The sequence below is a fragment of the Saccharothrix longispora genome, from assembly GCF_031455225.1.
Taxonomy (GTDB): Bacteria; Actinomycetota; Actinomycetes; order Mycobacteriales; family Pseudonocardiaceae; genus Actinosynnema; species Actinosynnema longispora.
In genome coordinates this window covers 6,039,231-6,056,295 of record NZ_JAVDSG010000001.1, presented here as the reverse complement: position 1 = coordinate 6,056,295, position 17,065 = coordinate 6,039,231, and the positions used below count along the sequence as shown (strand labels likewise).

Annotated in this window: 13 protein-coding genes and 1 pseudogene; 7 read left to right on the top strand and 7 right to left on the bottom strand. The window is 74.1% G+C overall.

Translation table 11 applies throughout. From position 1 onward, the window contains the following. Positions 1-4: 4 nt before the first annotated feature. Positions 5-394 (top strand): annotated as a pseudogene (locus tag J2S66_RS37260) (WXG100-like domain-containing protein); the annotation flags it as partial. 779 nt (positions 395-1,173) lie between these two features. Here J2S66_RS37260 and J2S66_RS25460 read toward each other — a convergent pair. Next, complete coding sequence (locus J2S66_RS25460) at positions 1,174-1,461, bottom strand: hypothetical protein (protein ID WP_310309839.1); 288 nt, start codon at positions 1,459-1,461, stop codon at positions 1,174-1,176. A gap of 1,366 nt (positions 1,462-2,827) precedes the next feature. On the opposite strand from J2S66_RS25460, the gene J2S66_RS25455 reads away from it, so the two are divergent. The 4 genes from J2S66_RS25455 to J2S66_RS25440 all read left to right on the top strand — a co-directional run bounded on the left by J2S66_RS25455 (position 2,828) and on the right by J2S66_RS25440 (position 10,911). Further along, positions 2,828-6,112, top strand: a complete 3,285-nt coding sequence (locus tag J2S66_RS25455) for a TNT domain-containing protein (protein ID WP_310309837.1) — start codon at positions 2,828-2,830, stop codon at positions 6,110-6,112. Then, entirely contained in the window at positions 6,075-6,551 is a 477-nt protein-coding gene (locus J2S66_RS25450) for a hypothetical protein (protein ID WP_310309835.1), read from the top strand. The genes J2S66_RS25455 and J2S66_RS25450 overlap by 38 nt, the downstream gene beginning before the upstream one ends. Next, entirely contained in the window at positions 6,548-8,080 is a 1,533-nt protein-coding gene (locus J2S66_RS25445; RefSeq protein WP_310309834.1) for a TNT domain-containing protein, read from the top strand. The genes J2S66_RS25450 and J2S66_RS25445 overlap by 4 nt, the downstream gene beginning before the upstream one ends. A gap of 77 nt (positions 8,081-8,157) precedes the next feature. Then, a complete protein-coding gene (locus J2S66_RS25440) occupies positions 8,158-10,911 on the top strand; it encodes a glycohydrolase toxin TNT-related protein (protein ID WP_310309833.1) in 2,754 nt (917 codons plus the stop codon). A 24-nt stretch (positions 10,912-10,935) separates the two neighbouring features. On the opposite strand, the gene J2S66_RS25435 is transcribed toward J2S66_RS25440, so the two are convergent. Next, the gene (locus J2S66_RS25435; RefSeq protein ID WP_310309832.1) at positions 10,936-11,523 is read right to left on the bottom strand and encodes a pentapeptide repeat-containing protein; all 588 of its coding nucleotides are present in this window, start codon (positions 11,521-11,523) and stop codon (positions 10,936-10,938) included. 159 nt (positions 11,524-11,682) lie between these two features. Here J2S66_RS25435 and J2S66_RS25430 point away from each other — a divergent pair, with 159 nt between their 5' ends. Together J2S66_RS25430 and J2S66_RS25425 are read left to right on the top strand one after the other, a co-directional pair. Beyond that, entirely contained in the window at positions 11,683-12,672 is a 990-nt protein-coding gene (locus tag J2S66_RS25430) for a malate dehydrogenase (protein WP_310309831.1), read from the top strand. A 76-nt stretch (positions 12,673-12,748) separates the two neighbouring features. Beyond that, on the top strand, positions 12,749-13,564 hold the full coding sequence (locus tag J2S66_RS25425; RefSeq protein WP_310309829.1) for an inositol monophosphatase family protein: 816 nt from the start codon (positions 12,749-12,751) through the stop codon (positions 13,562-13,564). Between the two features lie 166 nt (positions 13,565-13,730). Here J2S66_RS25425 and J2S66_RS25420 read toward each other — a convergent pair whose 3' ends face one another. The 5 genes from J2S66_RS25420 to J2S66_RS25400 all read right to left on the bottom strand — a co-directional run bounded on the left by J2S66_RS25420 (position 13,731) and on the right by J2S66_RS25400 (position 17,043). Continuing rightward, positions 13,731-13,955: a DUF1918 domain-containing protein gene (locus tag J2S66_RS25420; protein WP_310309827.1), complete on the bottom strand. Its 225-nt coding sequence runs from the start codon at positions 13,953-13,955 to the stop codon at positions 13,731-13,733. Between the two features lie 109 nt (positions 13,956-14,064). After that, positions 14,065-14,460, bottom strand: coding sequence for a bacteriophage spanin2 family protein (locus J2S66_RS25415; RefSeq protein WP_310309826.1), 396 nt, complete (start codon positions 14,458-14,460; stop codon positions 14,065-14,067). 63 nt (positions 14,461-14,523) lie between these two features. Continuing rightward, the gene (locus tag J2S66_RS25410) at positions 14,524-15,480 is read right to left on the bottom strand and encodes an ABC transporter ATP-binding protein (protein ID WP_310309823.1); all 957 of its coding nucleotides are present in this window, start codon (positions 15,478-15,480) and stop codon (positions 14,524-14,526) included. Beyond that, positions 15,477-16,274, bottom strand: coding sequence for an ABC transporter permease (locus tag J2S66_RS25405; RefSeq protein WP_310309821.1), 798 nt, complete (start codon positions 16,272-16,274; stop codon positions 15,477-15,479). Before J2S66_RS25405 ends, J2S66_RS25410 begins: the two co-directional genes overlap by 4 nt. Next, entirely contained in the window at positions 16,267-17,043 is a 777-nt protein-coding gene (locus J2S66_RS25400) for an ABC transporter permease (RefSeq protein WP_310309820.1), read from the bottom strand. The genes J2S66_RS25405 and J2S66_RS25400 overlap by 8 nt, the downstream gene beginning before the upstream one ends. Positions 17,044-17,065: the final 22 nt, after the last annotated feature.

The window sequence follows — 17,065 nt, the reverse complement described above, 5'->3', positions numbered from 1 at the left end:
TGCGGTGGGCATCGAGATCCCGAGCGAGGTCACCTGGCTCTTCCCGATCGTGGTCGGGCAGAGCTGGCCGGAAGGTGACGAGACGGCGCTGCGGCGCATGGCCGACGCCTACCGCACCGCCGCGCAGGGTGTGAAGTCCGTCATCGACGAGGGCAACGGCGCCGCGTCCAGCGTGTACGCCAGCCAGACCGGTGACGCGGTCAAGGCGTTCGAGGAGTACTGGAAGAAGTTCTCCGAGGGCGACGACTCGTACCTGCCGAAACTCCAGAAGATCTGCGAGCAGCTGGCCGAGAGCTGCGACAACACCGCGTTGGAGGTGGAGTACACCAAGCTGTCGATCATCGCGTCGCTGATCGCGCTGGCGATCGAGATCGCCGCGCTGATCGCCGCGGCGTTCGGCACGTTCGGCGCGTCCACCGCGGGCATCCCGATCGCGCAGCAGGCGACGCGGCTGATCGTGCAGTTCACGTTCCGACAGCTGATCATCGCGATCCTCAGGGAGGTCGCGATCTCGGTCGGCATCGACGCGGCCATCCAGGCCGTGCAGGTGGCGCGCGGCGACCGGGAGTCGTGGGACTGGGGCAAGACCACCGAGGCCGCCGTGTCCGGTGCGGTGTCCGGCCTGGTCGGCGGCGTGTCGGGTGGTCTCAAGTTCGAGGGTGGCGGGCTGGCCGGGCAGGTGGCCGTCGGCGCCACGCGCGGTGCGGTGGAGGGCGCCGTGTCGACCGTCGGCACGGCGGCCGCGCTGGGGCAGGACATCTCGGCGCGCGACGTGCTCATGGGTGCGTCGGCGGGCGCCGTGTCCGGTGGGATCGGCGGGGCGAAGGACGGCATCACCGTCGAGGCGCCGCGCGTCACGCCCGGTGGACCCGACGGTGGACCGCCGGCCGGTGGTCCCGTCCCGCCGCCGCCGACCGTGGGCGGACCGCCCGCCGGTGGCGGCGCGCCCGCGGGTGGGCCGTCCGGCGGGACGGGTGGTGCGCAGGGTGGGCCGTCGGTGAGCCCTGACGGGCTGAACCGGATGCCGGGGGGCGCGACGTCCACGTCGTCCGTGGCCGCGCCGCCCGCGCCGGGGCCGTCGGTGGCCGCGCCGCCGTCGGTGGGCGACTCGTCGCACGGTGGGGCGTCGCCGAGTGGTGGCGCGCCGTCGTCGCTCGGTGGTGCGCCCGCCGGTCAGGGTGCCGGGCGGGCGTCGTTGCCCACCGCGCCCGGTGCCGGTGGGAGCGGGTCGTCGATCGGGAGCAGGTTGGGCACGTCCGGTGCGGCACCGTCGGTGGCCGCGCCGGTCGGCGGGCCGGTGTCCGGTGGGTCTTCGCCCGGTGGGTCTTCGCCCGGTGGTTCGACGCCCGGCGGTCCGGTGGCCGGTGGTGGTGCGGCGCCGGGTGGCGCCGGGTCGTCGCCCGGCGGATCGGCCGCGCGGATGCCCGGTGGTGCGTCGGTGACCGGTGGGTCGGCTTTCACGCCCGGGTCTTCGGGGGGCGCGCCGGTCGGTGGTGCCGCCCCCGGTGGGTCGACCGCCGGTGGGCCTGCCGGCGGTGGGCCTGCCGCCGGGGGATCGACTCAGGGTGGTTCGCCCGGGCTTCGGCCCGGTGGAGGTATGCCCGGCGGAGGTATGCCCGGCGGGGCCATGCCGGGTGGTGGCTCGCCCGGTGGTTCCTTCGGCGGGACGAGTCCCGGTGGTGCTGTGCCGGGTGGGACTCCGGCCGGGGGGAGCACACCCGGCGGTCCTGCTGCCGGGGGAGCGACCCCTGCTGGGCTTGCCGGTGGCGGGCCCGCTGGTGGTGCCGTGCCCGGCGGGGTGACTCCCGGTGGGCCTGCCGCGCCAGGTGGGCCGCTGCCGGGTGGTGGCATGCCTGGTGGTCCTGTGCCCGGTGGCGCTGTACCCGGCGGGATGCCCGCTGGTGGAGTGCCCGCCGGTGGGATGCCTGCTGGTGGGATGCCTGCTGGTGGGATGCCTGCCGGTGGGATGCCTGCCGGTGGGCCGGTGGCTACCGGTGGGCCGGTGCCCGGTGCTCCTGCCGCGCCTGTCGCGCCCGGTGGAGGAGCGGCTCCCACGGGGAGCGGGTTGCCTCCGGCGGGTGGTCCCGCACCTGTGGGAGGTGCGCCCGGTGGTGGTGTTCCCGCTGGTGGGCCCGCTCCCATGGCGGGTGGCGCCGGTGGGTTCGCGCCGCCTCCCGCCGGGGCTCCCGGTGGGGGCGGCGGTGGTGGCGGTGGGCGCGGACCTTCCGCGCACTCCGGTGGCGAGTTCTTCACCGACGGCGGAACCGGTGGTCAGGACGTTCGCGGGACCGATGCGGTCAGCGCGAGTTCGGTGACCGGCATGCCGGTCCAGCCCGTCCAGAACGCCGGGCCGGTGGCGCTGCCCGAGCAGCGCGGGAGTACGCCCGCGCAGCAGCCCCCGATGAACCCGCCGGGCGGGTTCGGGCCCCAGCCCGGTTCGTTCGGGCCCCAGCCCGGTGGTCACCAGCCTCCGCCCGGTGGTTTCGGGCCGGCCGGTCAGCAGCCCGGTGGTCCGGTCGCCCCTCGGGCGGACGGGGCCGCTCCCGCTGTTCCCCGGACCGACGGACCGGCCCCCGCCTCACGCGGCGCGGACTCGGCTCTCCCCGCTCGACCCGACCTCGCTCCGGCTGCCCGGGGAACCGACGCAGGGCGGCCCGACGCAGGGCGGCCCGATACCACCCGGCCCGATACCGCGCCGATTCCGCGGGGTGCCGATCAGCCAGTCGGAACTCCGGCTCCGGACCCGGCCGACGGCGGTCCCGCGTCGGGTGACAACCCCTCGCCGGGCACGGACAGCACCGGTGACACGACGGGCGACACGACCGGCGTGCCCGGTGACGAGCACTCGCCCGCCGCCGCGCACGAGTGGCCCGCCGACACCGACACCAGCACCGGTACGGACCCGGGTACCGACCCCGGCACCGCCGCCACGACCGACCCGTTCCCCCACAAGAACGTCTGGAACCAGCCGGCCGGCGTCGTGGAGGGCTTCTCGCACGACGGCCCCTACCACTCGGTGCACGAGGCCACCGGCCCCACGGACCAGTCGGTCGGCACGTACGACCAGCGCGCCGCCGCGATCGTGGAACCCGGCTACCAGCCCTACGGCCCCCACGGCAGCTACGAGCCGTTCCGCGCCGCCCACTCCACCCCCGACGGCGGCATCGCCTGGCCGCCCAACCAGGGCGCGGGCGGCCCCCGGGTGGTCGTCGAACTGCCCGCCGGCACCGTCCTCGACCGGTTCGGCAGCCCCGGCGGCGACTTCCTGTCGCCGTTGAGCCCGGACGGGCAGGCGTACGGGTTCGGCGAGCGCGCGATCATGCCGGACAGCCTCGGCAAGGGCTACCACGTCTACGTCCTCGACGCGCCGCTCACCGTCGAGCTGGCACCGGTCGCGCCGGCGTTCGACCAGGCGGGTGGCGCGCGGCAGCTCCAGCCCGTCCTGAACGCGGACCTCGCCGACCCGGCCACCGGTCGGATGAGCGTGCAGCGCCTGATCGACCTCGGCGTGCTGCACGAGGTGGACGTGCCGCCCGCCGACGGCCGGGTGCTGCCGCCGGACTTCGGCACGTTCGACGAGAACGGCAACGTCTCCAGGCCCGACACGGTCACCGTCGACGAGGCGCGCAACGGCGCGTTCGACGACTACGCACCCGCGAACCAGGCCGCCGACCTCGCGCCGAACCCGGACCTCGGGCCGGTCGCGCACAACGGACCGATCCCGCTGGGCGAGGTCTCCCAGCGCGTCGACCAGGCGATCCGCAACAGCCAGGTCACCGACGCGGGCGTCGCCCTGCACACCGAGGACCGGCTCCGGGACCTGTCGAGCCGCATCCCGGCCAACGGCGACCACGTCGTCCTCGACGTCCACACCGACGGCGACGGCGTCCGCATCGGTGACACGCACTACACGCGCGCCGAGCTGGTCGAGCTGGTCGGCAACCACCCGGCCCTCGCCGGTCGGCCGATCGTGCTCGTCGGCTGCGACGCGGGCGTCGGCGGCGCCGACAGCCTGGCCGCGCACGTCGCGCGGGAGACCGGTCAGCGGGTGGTCGCGCCGGACAGCCTCGCCTGGTCCGACCAGCACGGCAACGTCTACTCCAGCTCGCCGAACGAGTCCGGCACCGGGCCGAGGATCCCGCCGGACGGCGGCTGGCACGCGTTCGACCCGGACGGCACGCACGGCCCGGTCGGCGAGCGCGGCATGCCGCCAGGTCACCAGCCGACCGGCGACCTGGCGAACGACGACCAGGCCCACCGCGGCCGGCAGGACATCGAGCCGCAGGTCCAGGAGCCGTGGTCGGCCCCGGAGACCCGGCACGAGCAGACCGTCCGGCTGGGCGACGACCAGTCGTTCTTCCAGGGCCAGGACCTGCCGCGCGACACCCGCGTCTCGATCGAGGGCGAGGACGGCACCGTCCGCACGGTCGTGCACGTCGACGCCGACGGCAACGCCCACGTGGACGCCGTCGCGCCGAACACCCGGCACGGTGACAACCCCGAGGTGCGCAACCCGATCCCGAACGCCCACTACCGGGTGGAGGTCGGACACCGGCACGACGTGTTCGTGGCCAACGCCGACGGCACGCGCGCCGTCACGCAGGACACCATCCGGGTCGGCGACCGGACCGTGCCGGTCGAGCGGACCGCGTCGATCGAGCCGATCCCGGAGCCCGCCAACGGCCGCCAGGTCATCGGCGCGGACCACCCGCTGGCGCCGAGGCCGGGCGAGGCGTTCACCGCCCGCACGGACCTGCCGGCGGACACCCGCATGGAGGTGCACGACACCGGCGGCACGTACCGCGGCACGGTGCAGACCGACGCCGACGGCCGGCCGAGGTGGGTGTCGGCGCCGGACTTCCTGGCGGACGACACGCGCAACCCCGAGGTCGTGCACTCCTCGCAGGGCACGAACTACAACATCGACCGCGGCCCGCTGCACCAGGAGTACCGGACCGACGCGAACGGCCACCCGCAGGACGCCGTCGCGCGCACGGAGCCGACGACCACCCGGCAGGTGCCGGTCACCGGCCTGGGGCAGGGCGAGCCGTTCAGCAGTCCGGGCCAGGTGCACGACGCGAACACCGAGTACGTCGTCAGCGACGAGCACGGCCAGCACCGCGGCCGGTTCCTCACCGACGAGTCCGGGCACGTGGTGTTCGAGGACACGCACTCGGGCCAGCGCAGCCGGGTCAACAACGAGATCGCGCAGGCCCCGGCGTCCGCCCAGGTCACGTCGGACGGCTTCTACGGCCTCGGCCGGGCGGAGCAGCCGACGGGGACGTGGCCGACGCCCGCCAACGGCGAGGTGCACCTCGCGGTGGAGCGCGTCAAGGTCGACGGCAAGTGGGAGTACTCGGTCCGGGTGGTCGGCGGCGACACCAGCGGGTGGACGCCGGAGCAGCGCGACGCCGTGCTCCAGCCGTACGACAACAGGAACCCGTTCTCGTCCCGGGCCGACCTGCCGCCGGGCACCCGGTTCGTGCTGGACGACAACAGGGGGCAGGGCTACGGCACGTTCCAGACGGGTGACGACGGCGCCACGTCGCACATCCACACGTTCCGGCCGTTCAGCGCGGACCTGAACAACCCGCTGCCGAACGCGGTGCTGGTCGCGGACGGCGACTCGTGGCGCGGTCGCACGAACGGCGACGGCGAGACGGTGGCCACCACCGGTCGGCCCGACCTGTCCTCGGGCGGCGCGATCCGCCGGGACGGTGCGGCCCAGCTCGACGTCGGCACGCACGGCGAGGTCGACTCGAACGGGCGAAAGCTGTCCGACGGCGGCCACCACCAGGGCAACGAGACCGGCGGCCCCGGCGAGGCGGCGAACCAGTCGAGCCAGCAGCGGGACCAGAACCAGGGCAACGAGCGGCCGGCGTTCGTCACCGAGGAGACCTGGCACCGGATGGAGCGGGACCGCGCGGCGTTCATGAGGGCCGGCGGTACGGTCGAGATCATCGACACGTTCGCCCTGCGCGACCCGCTGCAGCGCCACCCGCACACGTACCAGACCCGCTGGCGCGTGACGCTCGACGACGGCACGACCGAGATCTACGTCAGGAGCTACCCGAATGAGCACAACGCAGCCCTCTGGCCGGCCGACTTCTGAGCAGCGCCACGACGAGCTGCTCCAGCACATCGGCGGCATGCTGCTGGACGCGGCTCCGGAGGGCTTCCGCCGGATCGACGTGCTGGTGCGCATGACGGTCGCCGTGCAGGACGTGGCGCTCAAGGTCTACCTGCCGGACGGGAGCACGCCCGACGTGGTCCCGCCGGACGGCCTGAACGCCGCGTTCCAGGAGATGAGGCAGGTGATGTACCGGCAGGGCCGGGGCACCTGGTTCTCGGCGCGCTGCGTGGTGAACGCGCCGGTCCGCATCGACATCACGTACAACTTCGACCACGACCCGCTGTTCGACCCGCCGGTGCCGGCCGCCGACTTCGCCCGTGACCTCCACGTCTTCCCCCGCGATGACGCCTACGTCCCGGACTGGCTGCGCGCCAGGCTCGTCGAGGCCGGCGCGAGCACCGAGGAGCAGAACGCATGACCGCCCCGCAGTTGGACGTCGAGGACCAGAACGCCATCCTGGGTTCGGTCACCACGCTGCTGGTGCAGCGCCTGCCGGGTGACTGGGAGCAGCTCTGGGTCGACCTCCGGATGATCGGCTCCCACCTGGAGGCCGAGGTGTCCGGGCTGACCATGTACGGCTCGGCGTTCGAGTGGGAGCTGCCGCCGGAGGCGCTGCCGTTCTTCGTGCAGTTGCGGCACGGCATGGCCGTGCCGGGTCGGGGCACGTGGTTCTCGATGAAGTTCCACCTGGTGCACCCGGACACGTACTCGGCGACGTTCGACCGGGAGGACGAGCCGGCCTGGAAGCAGGCGCCCGAGCCCCGGCACCACGTCGAGGAGCTGGAGCTGTACCCGCGCGACGACGACGCGGTCCCGGCGTGGCTGCGGGAGCGCGCGGGCCTCACCGCCGCGACCCCGGAGCCGGGGCCCGGTCACGCCGTCCACGAGGCCCCCGTGTTCGACGGCCTCGCCGCCGACGGCACCCCCGTGCACCACCGGCCCGCCGTGCACCCGCAGGAGCGGGACGCGGTGCTCGCCTACCTGGAGGGCGCGCCGGTCGTGCTGGCCGCCCGCTCCTACGGTCAGGACGCGCTCGACCCGGGCGCGGAGCCGTCCGTGCCCCTGTCCTTCCACACCGACGGCACGTGGGTGTGGCCGGGCGGCGTGGCCCACTACCTGCGCGCGCACCACGTGCCGCCGGTGCCGCAGCTCGTCCAGCACATCCGGGACAACGGCTACGCCGTGCCGGCCGTGACCCCGGAGCAGGAGGACGCGGCGGCCGCGGTCGCCACCGGGCGGGCCGACGGCGCGCCCCTGCCCGAGTACCACGAGCGGGTGATCACGGACGCCGAGCGGCGCGTGCTGGAGCACCTCAAGGAGCGGCTCGACCACTACGGGGTCGCCGAGACCGAGTACGGCATCGTCGAGCCGAGGCTCGACGCGCTCGTCCTCGAACCCGCACCCGGCCCGTCCGGGTGGCAGGTGCAGTTCTGGGACGGCAGCCGCGGCCCGCACGGTCGGCCGCGGGTCCACGAGCACGCCGTCGACGCGGCGAAGGTGCTGCTCGCCGAGTTGCTGTGGCGGTCGGACCTCGACCAGGCGCGGGGTGCGGGGCGCACGCCGGTCGTGCAGCCGGTGCCGGACATCCAGCCGCTGCCCGACGAGCCGCCGCTGTCGCTGTTCCGCGACCGCGAACCCGTCGTGCTGCCGCCGGGCACCGAACTTGATCGGTTCGGAGCCGAGACGGGCAACCTCGTGTACGCGGCCGGGACGATGTTCGGCAACCGCTCGCTGCCACCGGATTGGCTGAACCGTCGTTACCACGTGTACCGGGTGCAGAAGCCGGTGCCCGCGCTGCACGGCATCGCGGTGCCGTGGTTCGGCCAGGTCGGCGGCGGCACCGGGTACTTCCTGGCCTCGTCGGTGCGCGACCTGCTGGCCGACGGGAGCCTGGTGGAGGTGCCGGAAGCGACGACGCAGCCACCGCCACCGAAGGTCCAGGGGTGATCGCTGGGCGTCATTAGTCCGATCGGCCCAGCGGGGTCCCGTGCGGGCACGGGGAGTCGCGGGGGAAGATGGTCCACGTGTCCGAGCTGAAGCCGCTGAACCCGACCGAGCAGGATGCGCTGGTCAAGCAGATCGGCCTCACGCTGATGCGCGCCGCTCCCGAGGAGTGGCGCCACGTGACGGCCGAGTACCGCGCGACCGGTCGGTACTTCGAGCTGGCCGCCGAGGTGCGGTCGGTCGACGGTGCCGTGCGCGCGTGGTCCCCGCCGCCGGACGTGGCGCAGCTGTTCTCGCGGCTGCGCGCGGGCATGTACCGGGAGGGCCGGGGCAGCTGGTCCAACGCCCGCTACCAGCTCGACCACCCGTCGAGCTACAACCTGGACTTCGACCGCGCCGAGCCGTCCTGGCAGACGCCCCCGCCGCCGCAGGCGTACCTCGACGAGATGCGGTTCTTCCCGCGCACGGACGACAACGTGCCGGACTGGCTGCGCCGCAAGCTCCAGCCCGCCCCCGCCCCGGTCCCCCCGACGGGGCGCGAGGCCGGGTCCGCGCCGCGCGCGTTCCGCACGGCCCGCGTGTTCGACGGCGCGGGTCCCGGCGGCCGCCCCTCGGTGAACCGCCCGCCGGTCCCCGAGGCCGACCGCGACCTGCTGCTGAGCTACCTCGACCGCGCACCGGTCGCCGTGGTCGGGCGCGGGTTCGACGCGGACGTGCTCAACCCGGACGCGCCGCAGGTCGTGCCGGTGGCGTTCCAGACCGACGGCCAGTGGATCTGGCCCGCCGCCGTCGGCTACTACCTGCGCGCCTACGGCGTGCCGCCGGAGCCGGAGCTGGTGGAGCGGGCCGCGCAGCAGGACTTCGTGCTGCCCGAGGTGTCCGAGGAGGCGCGGGTCGCCGCCGCCGCGAACCTGGGCGCGCCCGCCGCGCCGCAGGGCACCAAGCTGCCGGTGGCCGAGCCGCCGGAGGCCCCGCCCGAGCCGGTCGAGGTGGGCGCGACGGTCGTCGCCCCGCTCCCCGAGCCGCCGTCCGCCGACCCGCAGCAGGTCCGCCCGGACGTCGAGCAGACCGCGAACCTCACCGACCTCAAGCCCGAGGTCGTCGAGTACGCCCAGGAGGGCCCGCCCTACCGGGTGCGGTTCGAGGAGGACGGTCCGGTCATCGACGACCGGTACCGGCGCGAGTCCTACGTGGACGGCATGGACCTGTTCGCGCCGGTGCCCGCGTACGACCGGGGCGAGCGGGACGACCACGAGGCGCGGGACGACCACGAGGCGCGGGACGACCGCCCCGAGCCGGGGCCGGGCGACACCCAGGCGTGGAACCCGTTCTCCGACGACGAGCCCGAACCGGTGGCGGCCGAGGAGACCGCCGAGGTGGGGGCCGTCGTCGACGAGGCGGACCGCCCGGCCGAAGCGGGCACCGGGCACGCGCCCGACGAGGTGACCGCCGAGTTCGAGGTCGGCCAGGAGCACCTCTACGCCCCGGTCGCGCACGACGACGCCCGCTTCGACGAGCGGGAGGACGCCCGCTTCGACGGGCACGACGGGCACGAGGACCCGCACGTCGAGCCGCGCGACGACCGCGACCGCCACGAGGACGCGGCCTTCGAGCAGCACGCCGAGCCGCCGTTCGCCGAGCAGCAGCCGTTCGCCGAGCAGCAGCCGTTCGCCGAGCAGCAGCCGTTCGCCGAGCAGCCGTTCGCCGAGCAGCCGTTCGCCGAGCAGTCGTTCACCGGGCACCCCGAGCACGACGACCACCGCGAGCACGACCACCGCGAGCACGACGACCGCGTCGAGCGCGATGACCGCGACGAGCGCGTCGAGTCCCGCTTCGAGGAGCAGGACGAGCGCCACGACCACGACGAGCACGACGAGCCCCGCCGGACCGAGGACCGGGACGAGGCGCCCGCCCCGTTCGCCGAGCAGGTGCCGCCGCCGTTCGCCGACCAGGCGTCGCCCCGGTTCACCGAGGCCGCGCAGCCGTTCCGGGACCCGACGCCGAGCGCGCCGCAGCCCGTCCAGGTCACGCCCCCGCCGCCGGAGGAACCGCGCCAGGTCACCCCCGACGAGGAGCGGGAGCTGGCCGCCACCCGCCGCGCCCTGGACGAGCTGGACGTGCCGCCCGCCGCCTACCGGTTCGGCGAACCCGTCGACCGCACGTGGCTGCTGCGCGTCGACGGCCGGGACTGGGAGGTGTCGTGGTTCGACCGCGGCCCGACCAACCCGGTCCGCTTCGACCGCGTCGAGGACGCCACCGCCTACCTGATCGGGAAGCTCGTCCTGGGGCACCGCCGCGCGCCGCGCCCGGTCCCGCCGCCGCTGCTCCCGCCGCCCCCGCCCCCGCAGCGGCCCCGCCCGCCGATGGCCAACGGGTTCGCCGGCGAGCCGCCACGCCGTCCCGCGCCGCCGCAGCGCCCGCCGGTCGAACCCCAGCAGCCCCAGCAGCCCGCCCAGCAGGGCGAGGGCAAGCCCGTCCGCACGTGGCCGATCAAGCCGATGAACGGCGAACCGCCGCTCACGCTGTTCCGCCACAAGAAGATGATCGAGCTGCCCCCGGGCCTGGAGGTCGACCGCTTCGGCGACGGCTCGGGCAACCTGGTCTACGCCGCGGGCACGCCGTTCGCCGAGCGGTCGCTGGTGCCGTCGTGGATCAACCGCCCGTACAAGGTGTACCGGCTGCGCCGCCCGGTCGAGGCCCTGACGGGCATCGCCGTGCCGTGGTTCGAGCAGCCCGGCGGCGGCACGGCGTACCTGATGCCGAAGACCGTCGACGAGATGCTCGCCGACGGCGTCCTGGTCGAGGTCGCCAACCAGGAAGCGCCGACGCACTAGTCACGGGTCGGGCGGCGGTCACGGTCAGTCGACGCGCAGCCCGTGCGCCCCGGCGAACGCCACCGCGGTGCCCAGGTCCACCCGGGCACCGCGCAGCGACGCCTGCGCCAGGCCGTCCGCGTCCAGCCGCGCGCCGCGCAGGTCGGCGCCGGCCAACCGGCAGCCGAGCAGGCGGGCGCCGGTGAGGTCGGCGTCGCGCAGGTCCGCCTCGCGCAGGTCGGCCTGCTCCAGGTTCGCCTCCCGCAGCCGCAGCCCCCGCAGCGACGCCTTCGGCAGCACGGCGCCGGACAGCCCGACGAGCGTGAGATCGGTCTCCTCCACGGTGATGGGCCGCATCGCGCAGTCCATGAACACCGAGCCGAGCCACGTGCACGAGCGGAACACCGCGTCGCCGAGCACCGCGCGGGTGAACTTGCAGGAGCGGAACGCCGACGCGGCGTGCGACGACTCGCCCAGGTCGGTGCGGTCGAACACGCAGTCGGTGAACGTGCAGTTCGACGTCACCAGGCCCCGCATGTCGGCGTCGGTGAAGTCGCAGCGCACGAACGACCGGCCCTCCCACCGCTGCTCGTACAGGTTCGCGTCCGAGTAGTCCTCGCCGATGATGTCCACTGTCACACCTTGTCATCGTCCACCAGTTGGTAACCTCCGACCTGCCGGGCAACCCCGTCCGGCACGCGGTCCCGGTGTAGAGACCGCCGCTGACAGGTCGTCAGCCTGCCTGGTGGTGTCGTGCCCGAGGACGTGGAGCCACAACATTCGGGAAGGCACATGACCCGCACGCCAGTGAACGTCACCGTCACCGGTGCGGCCGGCCAGATCGGCTACGCACTGCTGTTCCGCATCGCCTCCGGCCACCTGCTGGGCGCGGACGTCCCGGTGCGCCTGCGCCTGCTGGAGATCCCGCAGGCCGTGAAGGCCGCCGAGGGCACCGCGATGGAGCTGGACGACTGCGCGTTCCCGCTGCTGTCCGGCATCGACATCACCGACGACGCCAAGACCGCCTTCGACGGCGTGAACGTGGCGCTGCTGGTGGGCGCCCGCCCGCGCACCAAGGGCATGGAGCGCGGCGACCTGCTGGAGGCCAACGGCGGCATCTTCAAGCCGCAGGGCGAGGCGATCAACGCGGGCGCGGCGGACGACGTGCGCGTGCTGGTGGTCGGCAACCCGGCCAACACCAACGCCCTGATCGCGCAGCGGCACGCGCCGGACGTCCCGGCCGAGCGCTTCACCGCGATGACCCGCCTGGACCACAACCGGGCGCTGGCGCAGCTGGCGAAGAAGCTGAACGTGTCGGTCACCGACATCAAGAAGCTGACCATCTGGGGCAACCACTCGGCCACCCAGTACCCCGACCTGTTCCGGGCCGAGGTCAACGGCCAGGTCGCGGCCGAGGCCGTGAACGACCAGGCGTGGTTGGAGAACGAGTTCATCCCGACCGTCGCCAAGCGCGGTGCGGCGATCATCGAGGCGCGCGGCCTGTCGTCGGCGGCGTCGGCGGCCAACGCGGCCATCGACCACTTGCACGACTGGGTCAACGGCACCGCCGAGGGCGACTGGGTGTCGATGGCCGTGCCGTCGGACGGCTCCTACGGCGTGCCGGAGGGCCTGATCTCGTCGTTCCCGGTGACGGTGGCCGATGGGAAGTACTCGATCGTGCAGGGCCTGGAGATCGACGACTTCTCCCGCGCCCGCATCGACGCCTCCGTGGCCGAGCTGGTCGAGGAGCGCGACGCGGTGCGGGCCCTCGGCCTGATCTGAGCCCACGCGTGCGGAGCGCCCCCTCGTCGGATCGTTCGACGAGGGGGCGTTCCGCGTCCTGTGCGAGGCTGGACGCGTGACGAAGAACCCGTGGCCCGTGCCCGCGCCCCAGCTGCCCGACTCCGTCCACCCCGTGCTCGCCGCGACCGTCCGGGCCGCCGCGGACGCCTACGGCCGGGCCCGCCGCGACTTCACCCGGGCCGAGCTGCGCGAGGAGGTCGCCGACGGTGCGGACGGCACGCCGACCATGCGGGTGGACGCCCTCGTGGAGGGCGCGATCGCGGAGGCGGCGGCCGCGGCGGGCGTGAACCTGCTGTCCGAGGAGGCCGGGTTCCTCGACAACGGCTCCGCCGCGACCCTCGTGGTCGATCCGGTCGACGGGTCGGCCAACGCGTCCCTCGGCGTGCCGCTGTCGTGCTTCGCGGGCGCCCTGGTGGTCGACGAGGAGCCGGTGGAGGCGTTGACGGTCTGGTTCGACACGGGCCGCGCGTGGTCGGCCAAGGCGGGGGAGCCGGCGGCGTTCCGGACCACGGGCCGCACGGCCCTCAAGGGCGCCTCGGTCTGCCTCATGCGCCCCAAGCGCGGCACCGAGGACGCGTGGATGCGGGTCGCGAACCAGGCCGACCGCATCCGCGTCCTGTGCACCTCGTGCCTGGAGACGATGCTGGTGGCGGAGGGCTCGGTCGACGCGTTCGCCGATCCCGGCTCGGACACCCACCGGTTGATGGACCTCATCGCCGCCCTGGTCACGCTGCCCGCCGCCGGCGGGGTGCTGCTCGACCTGCACGGCCGGCCGCTCACGTTCGGCCCCGACCTGTCCCGCCGGTGGTCGGGCATCGCCGCCGCGACGCCCGCCCTCGCCGACGAGCTGATCGCCACGATCCTCGGCTGACGCCCCGCCGGGTTGCCGTTCCGCTCACGCCGCGGTGACGGCGACCGCGCGGGCCGGTGCCCGCCGATCGGGCGCGTGCTCACGGGGAGGCGCGTCGAGGGTGACGTGCCCCCGCCGTGCCGCCCGCCGGCCGGTCCGGACCGCCGATGCCCGACCCGGCGCCGCGCTACCGCACCGGGGTCGAGTCCTTGAGCCTGGGGGATTCCGGGGTCCGGGGTTTCACCAGGCTCGTCGGGCCGGGGTAGACCAGCCCTTCGTGGCCGTCGGGGAAGCGGACCAGGTACGGGGGCGCACCTTCCGAGCCGCGCACCTCCAGGATCTCGCCGATGTTCTCGTCGAGGCCCACGGAGCGGCTGTGGACGTGCAACCGGTCGCCTACTGTCGCGTGCATCTGCAACACCTCCGGTGCGTCACAGCGTAGGACTGTTCCGGAGGTACCGACAGGGTGGCTTATCCGCTCAACCAGCCAAGTTCAGCCGAACGTGGGATGGCCGCCGGTGTCAGCCGCAGGCGCTCGACAGCGCGGCCACCTGGTCCAGCTTCTGCTGCGACCACTCCGCGATGCCCGACGGGTTCAGGTCCTCCAGCGTCACCTGGCTCATCGTGGTGGAGACGCCGGTGATGGCGTCCTTGAGCGTGGTGTCGCCGGTCTTCGCGGCCAGCTCCTCCAGCTCCTTGGCCTTCTGCTGGGTCTCCTCCACGGCCTTCTGCGGGTCGGTCGCGTCCGGCGTGAAGCCCGCGAGCCGGAGCGCGTCGATGCACAGCTGCGCCTTGTCCGCGGCCTGGCCGACCTGGTTGGCGGTGTTCTGCGCCTCCTGCACGGCCTCGCAGCCGGTCGCGGCGCCGACGAGCCCCAGGGCCAGCAGGATGGTGGCGACCGGACGACCTGCGCGCATGGAGTGCTCCCTGATTCCCGTGGGGAACGGCCGGCTGACCGCCCGTGACCGTTTCGTCCGACTCTACCGACGCGCGTAGAGGCGACGCACCACATCGTCGATTTCCGGCTCCTCGACCACCAGGTCGTGCACCTCCGCCCGCGCCGCGACCGCCGCGATGAGCCGGGCGGCCGTGGTGTCGGCGCGGCGGAACACCAGCCGGTGCCGCAGGCCGTTCAGCTCGGCGGTGGCGGAGGCGACGCCCGGCACGCCGGCCAGGTCGTCCACGGGCTCCTCCAGGTCCACGACGAGGACCCGTTCCGGCGCCACCTCGGCCCGCAGCGCCTCCAGCGGCCCGTCGGCGAGCACCGTGCCGCGGTCGATCACCACCAGCCGGGGGCACAGCCGCTCGATGTCGTCCAGGTCGTGCGTGGTGAGCAGCAGGGTGGTGCCGCGCCGGGTGTTCAGCTCCGCCAGGAACTCGCGCAGCCGCTCCTTGGACTCCAGGTCCAACCCGATCGTCGGCTCGTCCAGGACCAGCAGCTCGGGGCCGTGCAGCAGGGCCGCGGTGACCTCACCGCGCATCCGCTGCCCCAGGGACAGCTGGCGCACCGGCGTGTCCAGGAACGAGCCCAGCTCCAGCAGGTCCACGCACTCCCGCAGGCGCTTCGCGTGGTCCTCGCGCGGCACCCGGTAGATGGCCCTGAGCAGGTCGAAGCTGTCCGCCAGCGGCAGGTCCCACCACAGCTGGCTGCGCTGGCCGAACACCACGCCGATGCGCCGGGCCAGCTCGCGCCGTGACCGCGACGGGTCCACGCCGGACACCCGCACGTGCCCGGAGGTGGGCACCAGGATGCCGGTCAGCACCTTGATCGTCGTCGACTTGCCCGCGCCGTTCGGGCCGACGTAGCCGACGGCCTCGCCGGGCGCCACGTCGAAGCTCACCCCCTCGACCGCGCGCACCGTGCGCTTCTCGCGCCGGAACCGGCCGGTCTTCCTCGTGACGGTGAAGTCCCGGCACAGGTCGCGAACCTCGATCATGATCCAGTCCCTCGGTAGTGCCGGACGGCGAACCGCCACACCAGGCCCGCGACGGCGGCGGTGGCGACGGCGACCAGCGGTGAGACCCAGCCGAGCAGCGCCGGCCCGCCGAGCGGGTCCGGGCGGCCGAGCAGCGCCAGGCCGGGGTAGTAGGCGACGAACGAGCCGGGCACGACGAACGCGAAGAACCGGCGCAGCCACGGGCCGTAGACCGTGGCGGGGTAGGAGGTGAACGAGCCGCTGCCGTACGTCACCGCGTTGGCCAGCTCCTGCCCCTCGACCAGCCAGAAGCACACCGCGTTCGCCACGACCCAGATCGAGGAGAAGATCACCGCGCCGCTCAGCGGCGCCAGCACCACCAGCAGGGCGGTGGCGGGCGACCACGCGATGTCGTTGTGGGCCAGCGCCCAGACCAGCGCGACGAGGCTCGCCACGATCCGGCCGATCTTCCGCAGGTGCACGTCGGAGGCCATCACCTGGGCGAGCGTGCCCAGCGGCCGCATCAGCACCACGTCGAACGTGCCGGTGCGGATGTGCGCGGGCAGCTCGTCCAGCTGGCCCGCGACCATGTCCGCGAGGCCGAACCCGACGCCCGCGATCGCGTACATCAGGACCACCTCGGTGACGGAGAACCCGCCGAGCGAGGTGACCCGGCCGAACAGGATGAGGATGACGCCCAGCTCGACCAGCTGACCCAGCCCGGACGACACGCACTGGAGCGCGAACGACGCCCGGTAGGACGTCTGGCCGCGCAGCCGCGCGCCGATGAGCTTCGGGTAGACGCGTTCAGCCACCCTGGACCACCACCTTGCGCACCGCGCGCCGCAGCGCGAGGTGGCCGGCCGCGAGCACCAGCACGGCCCAGCCCGCCTGGTGGGCGAGGGTCGTCCACGCCGCGCCGTGTTCGAGGAACACGTCGACGGGGGACTGGAGCATCGACGGGAACGGGGTGAACGCCAGCGCGGTCCGCGCCCAGCCGGGGAAGAAGGCCAGCGGCACCGAGAGGCCGCACAGCAGCCACGTGGCCAGCGTGTACAGGCCGAGCAGGCCGCGGCTGTCCAGCAGCCAGAACGCGGCGGTGTTGAGCAGGAAGCGCATCCCGAAGCTCACCGCGAGCGCGAGCAGCAGGCTGACCGCGAACAGCGGGAACGCCGCCGGCCGCGGCCAGTGGAAGGGGAAGAGGAGCGCCCCGAAGAGGACCGGTGGGACGAACCGCACGAGCAGCGCGAACCCCGCGCGGCCGACGTCCTCGGCGAACAGCGCCGCCTGGAGGTGCCAGGGGCGGTAGAGGTCGACGACCACGTCGCCGGAGCGGACGCGCTCGGCGAGCGCCTTGTCGCCCCAGAGCACGACGAAGGCCATGATGCCCTGCCCGAGCCACACGTAGGTGGCGGTGGCGGCGACGTCGTACCCGGCGATGGGGCCCTGCGAGACGGCCGCGACGAGCACGGCCATCCTGAGCAGCCCGAAGACGACGTTCGTCGCCAGCCCGGCGAACATCGCCTGTCGATAGGTGGAGTACCTGCGGAAACCGGCCAGCGCGAGACGCGCGTAGGCGAGCACGTCTTCCGACCCTAGGAACGGG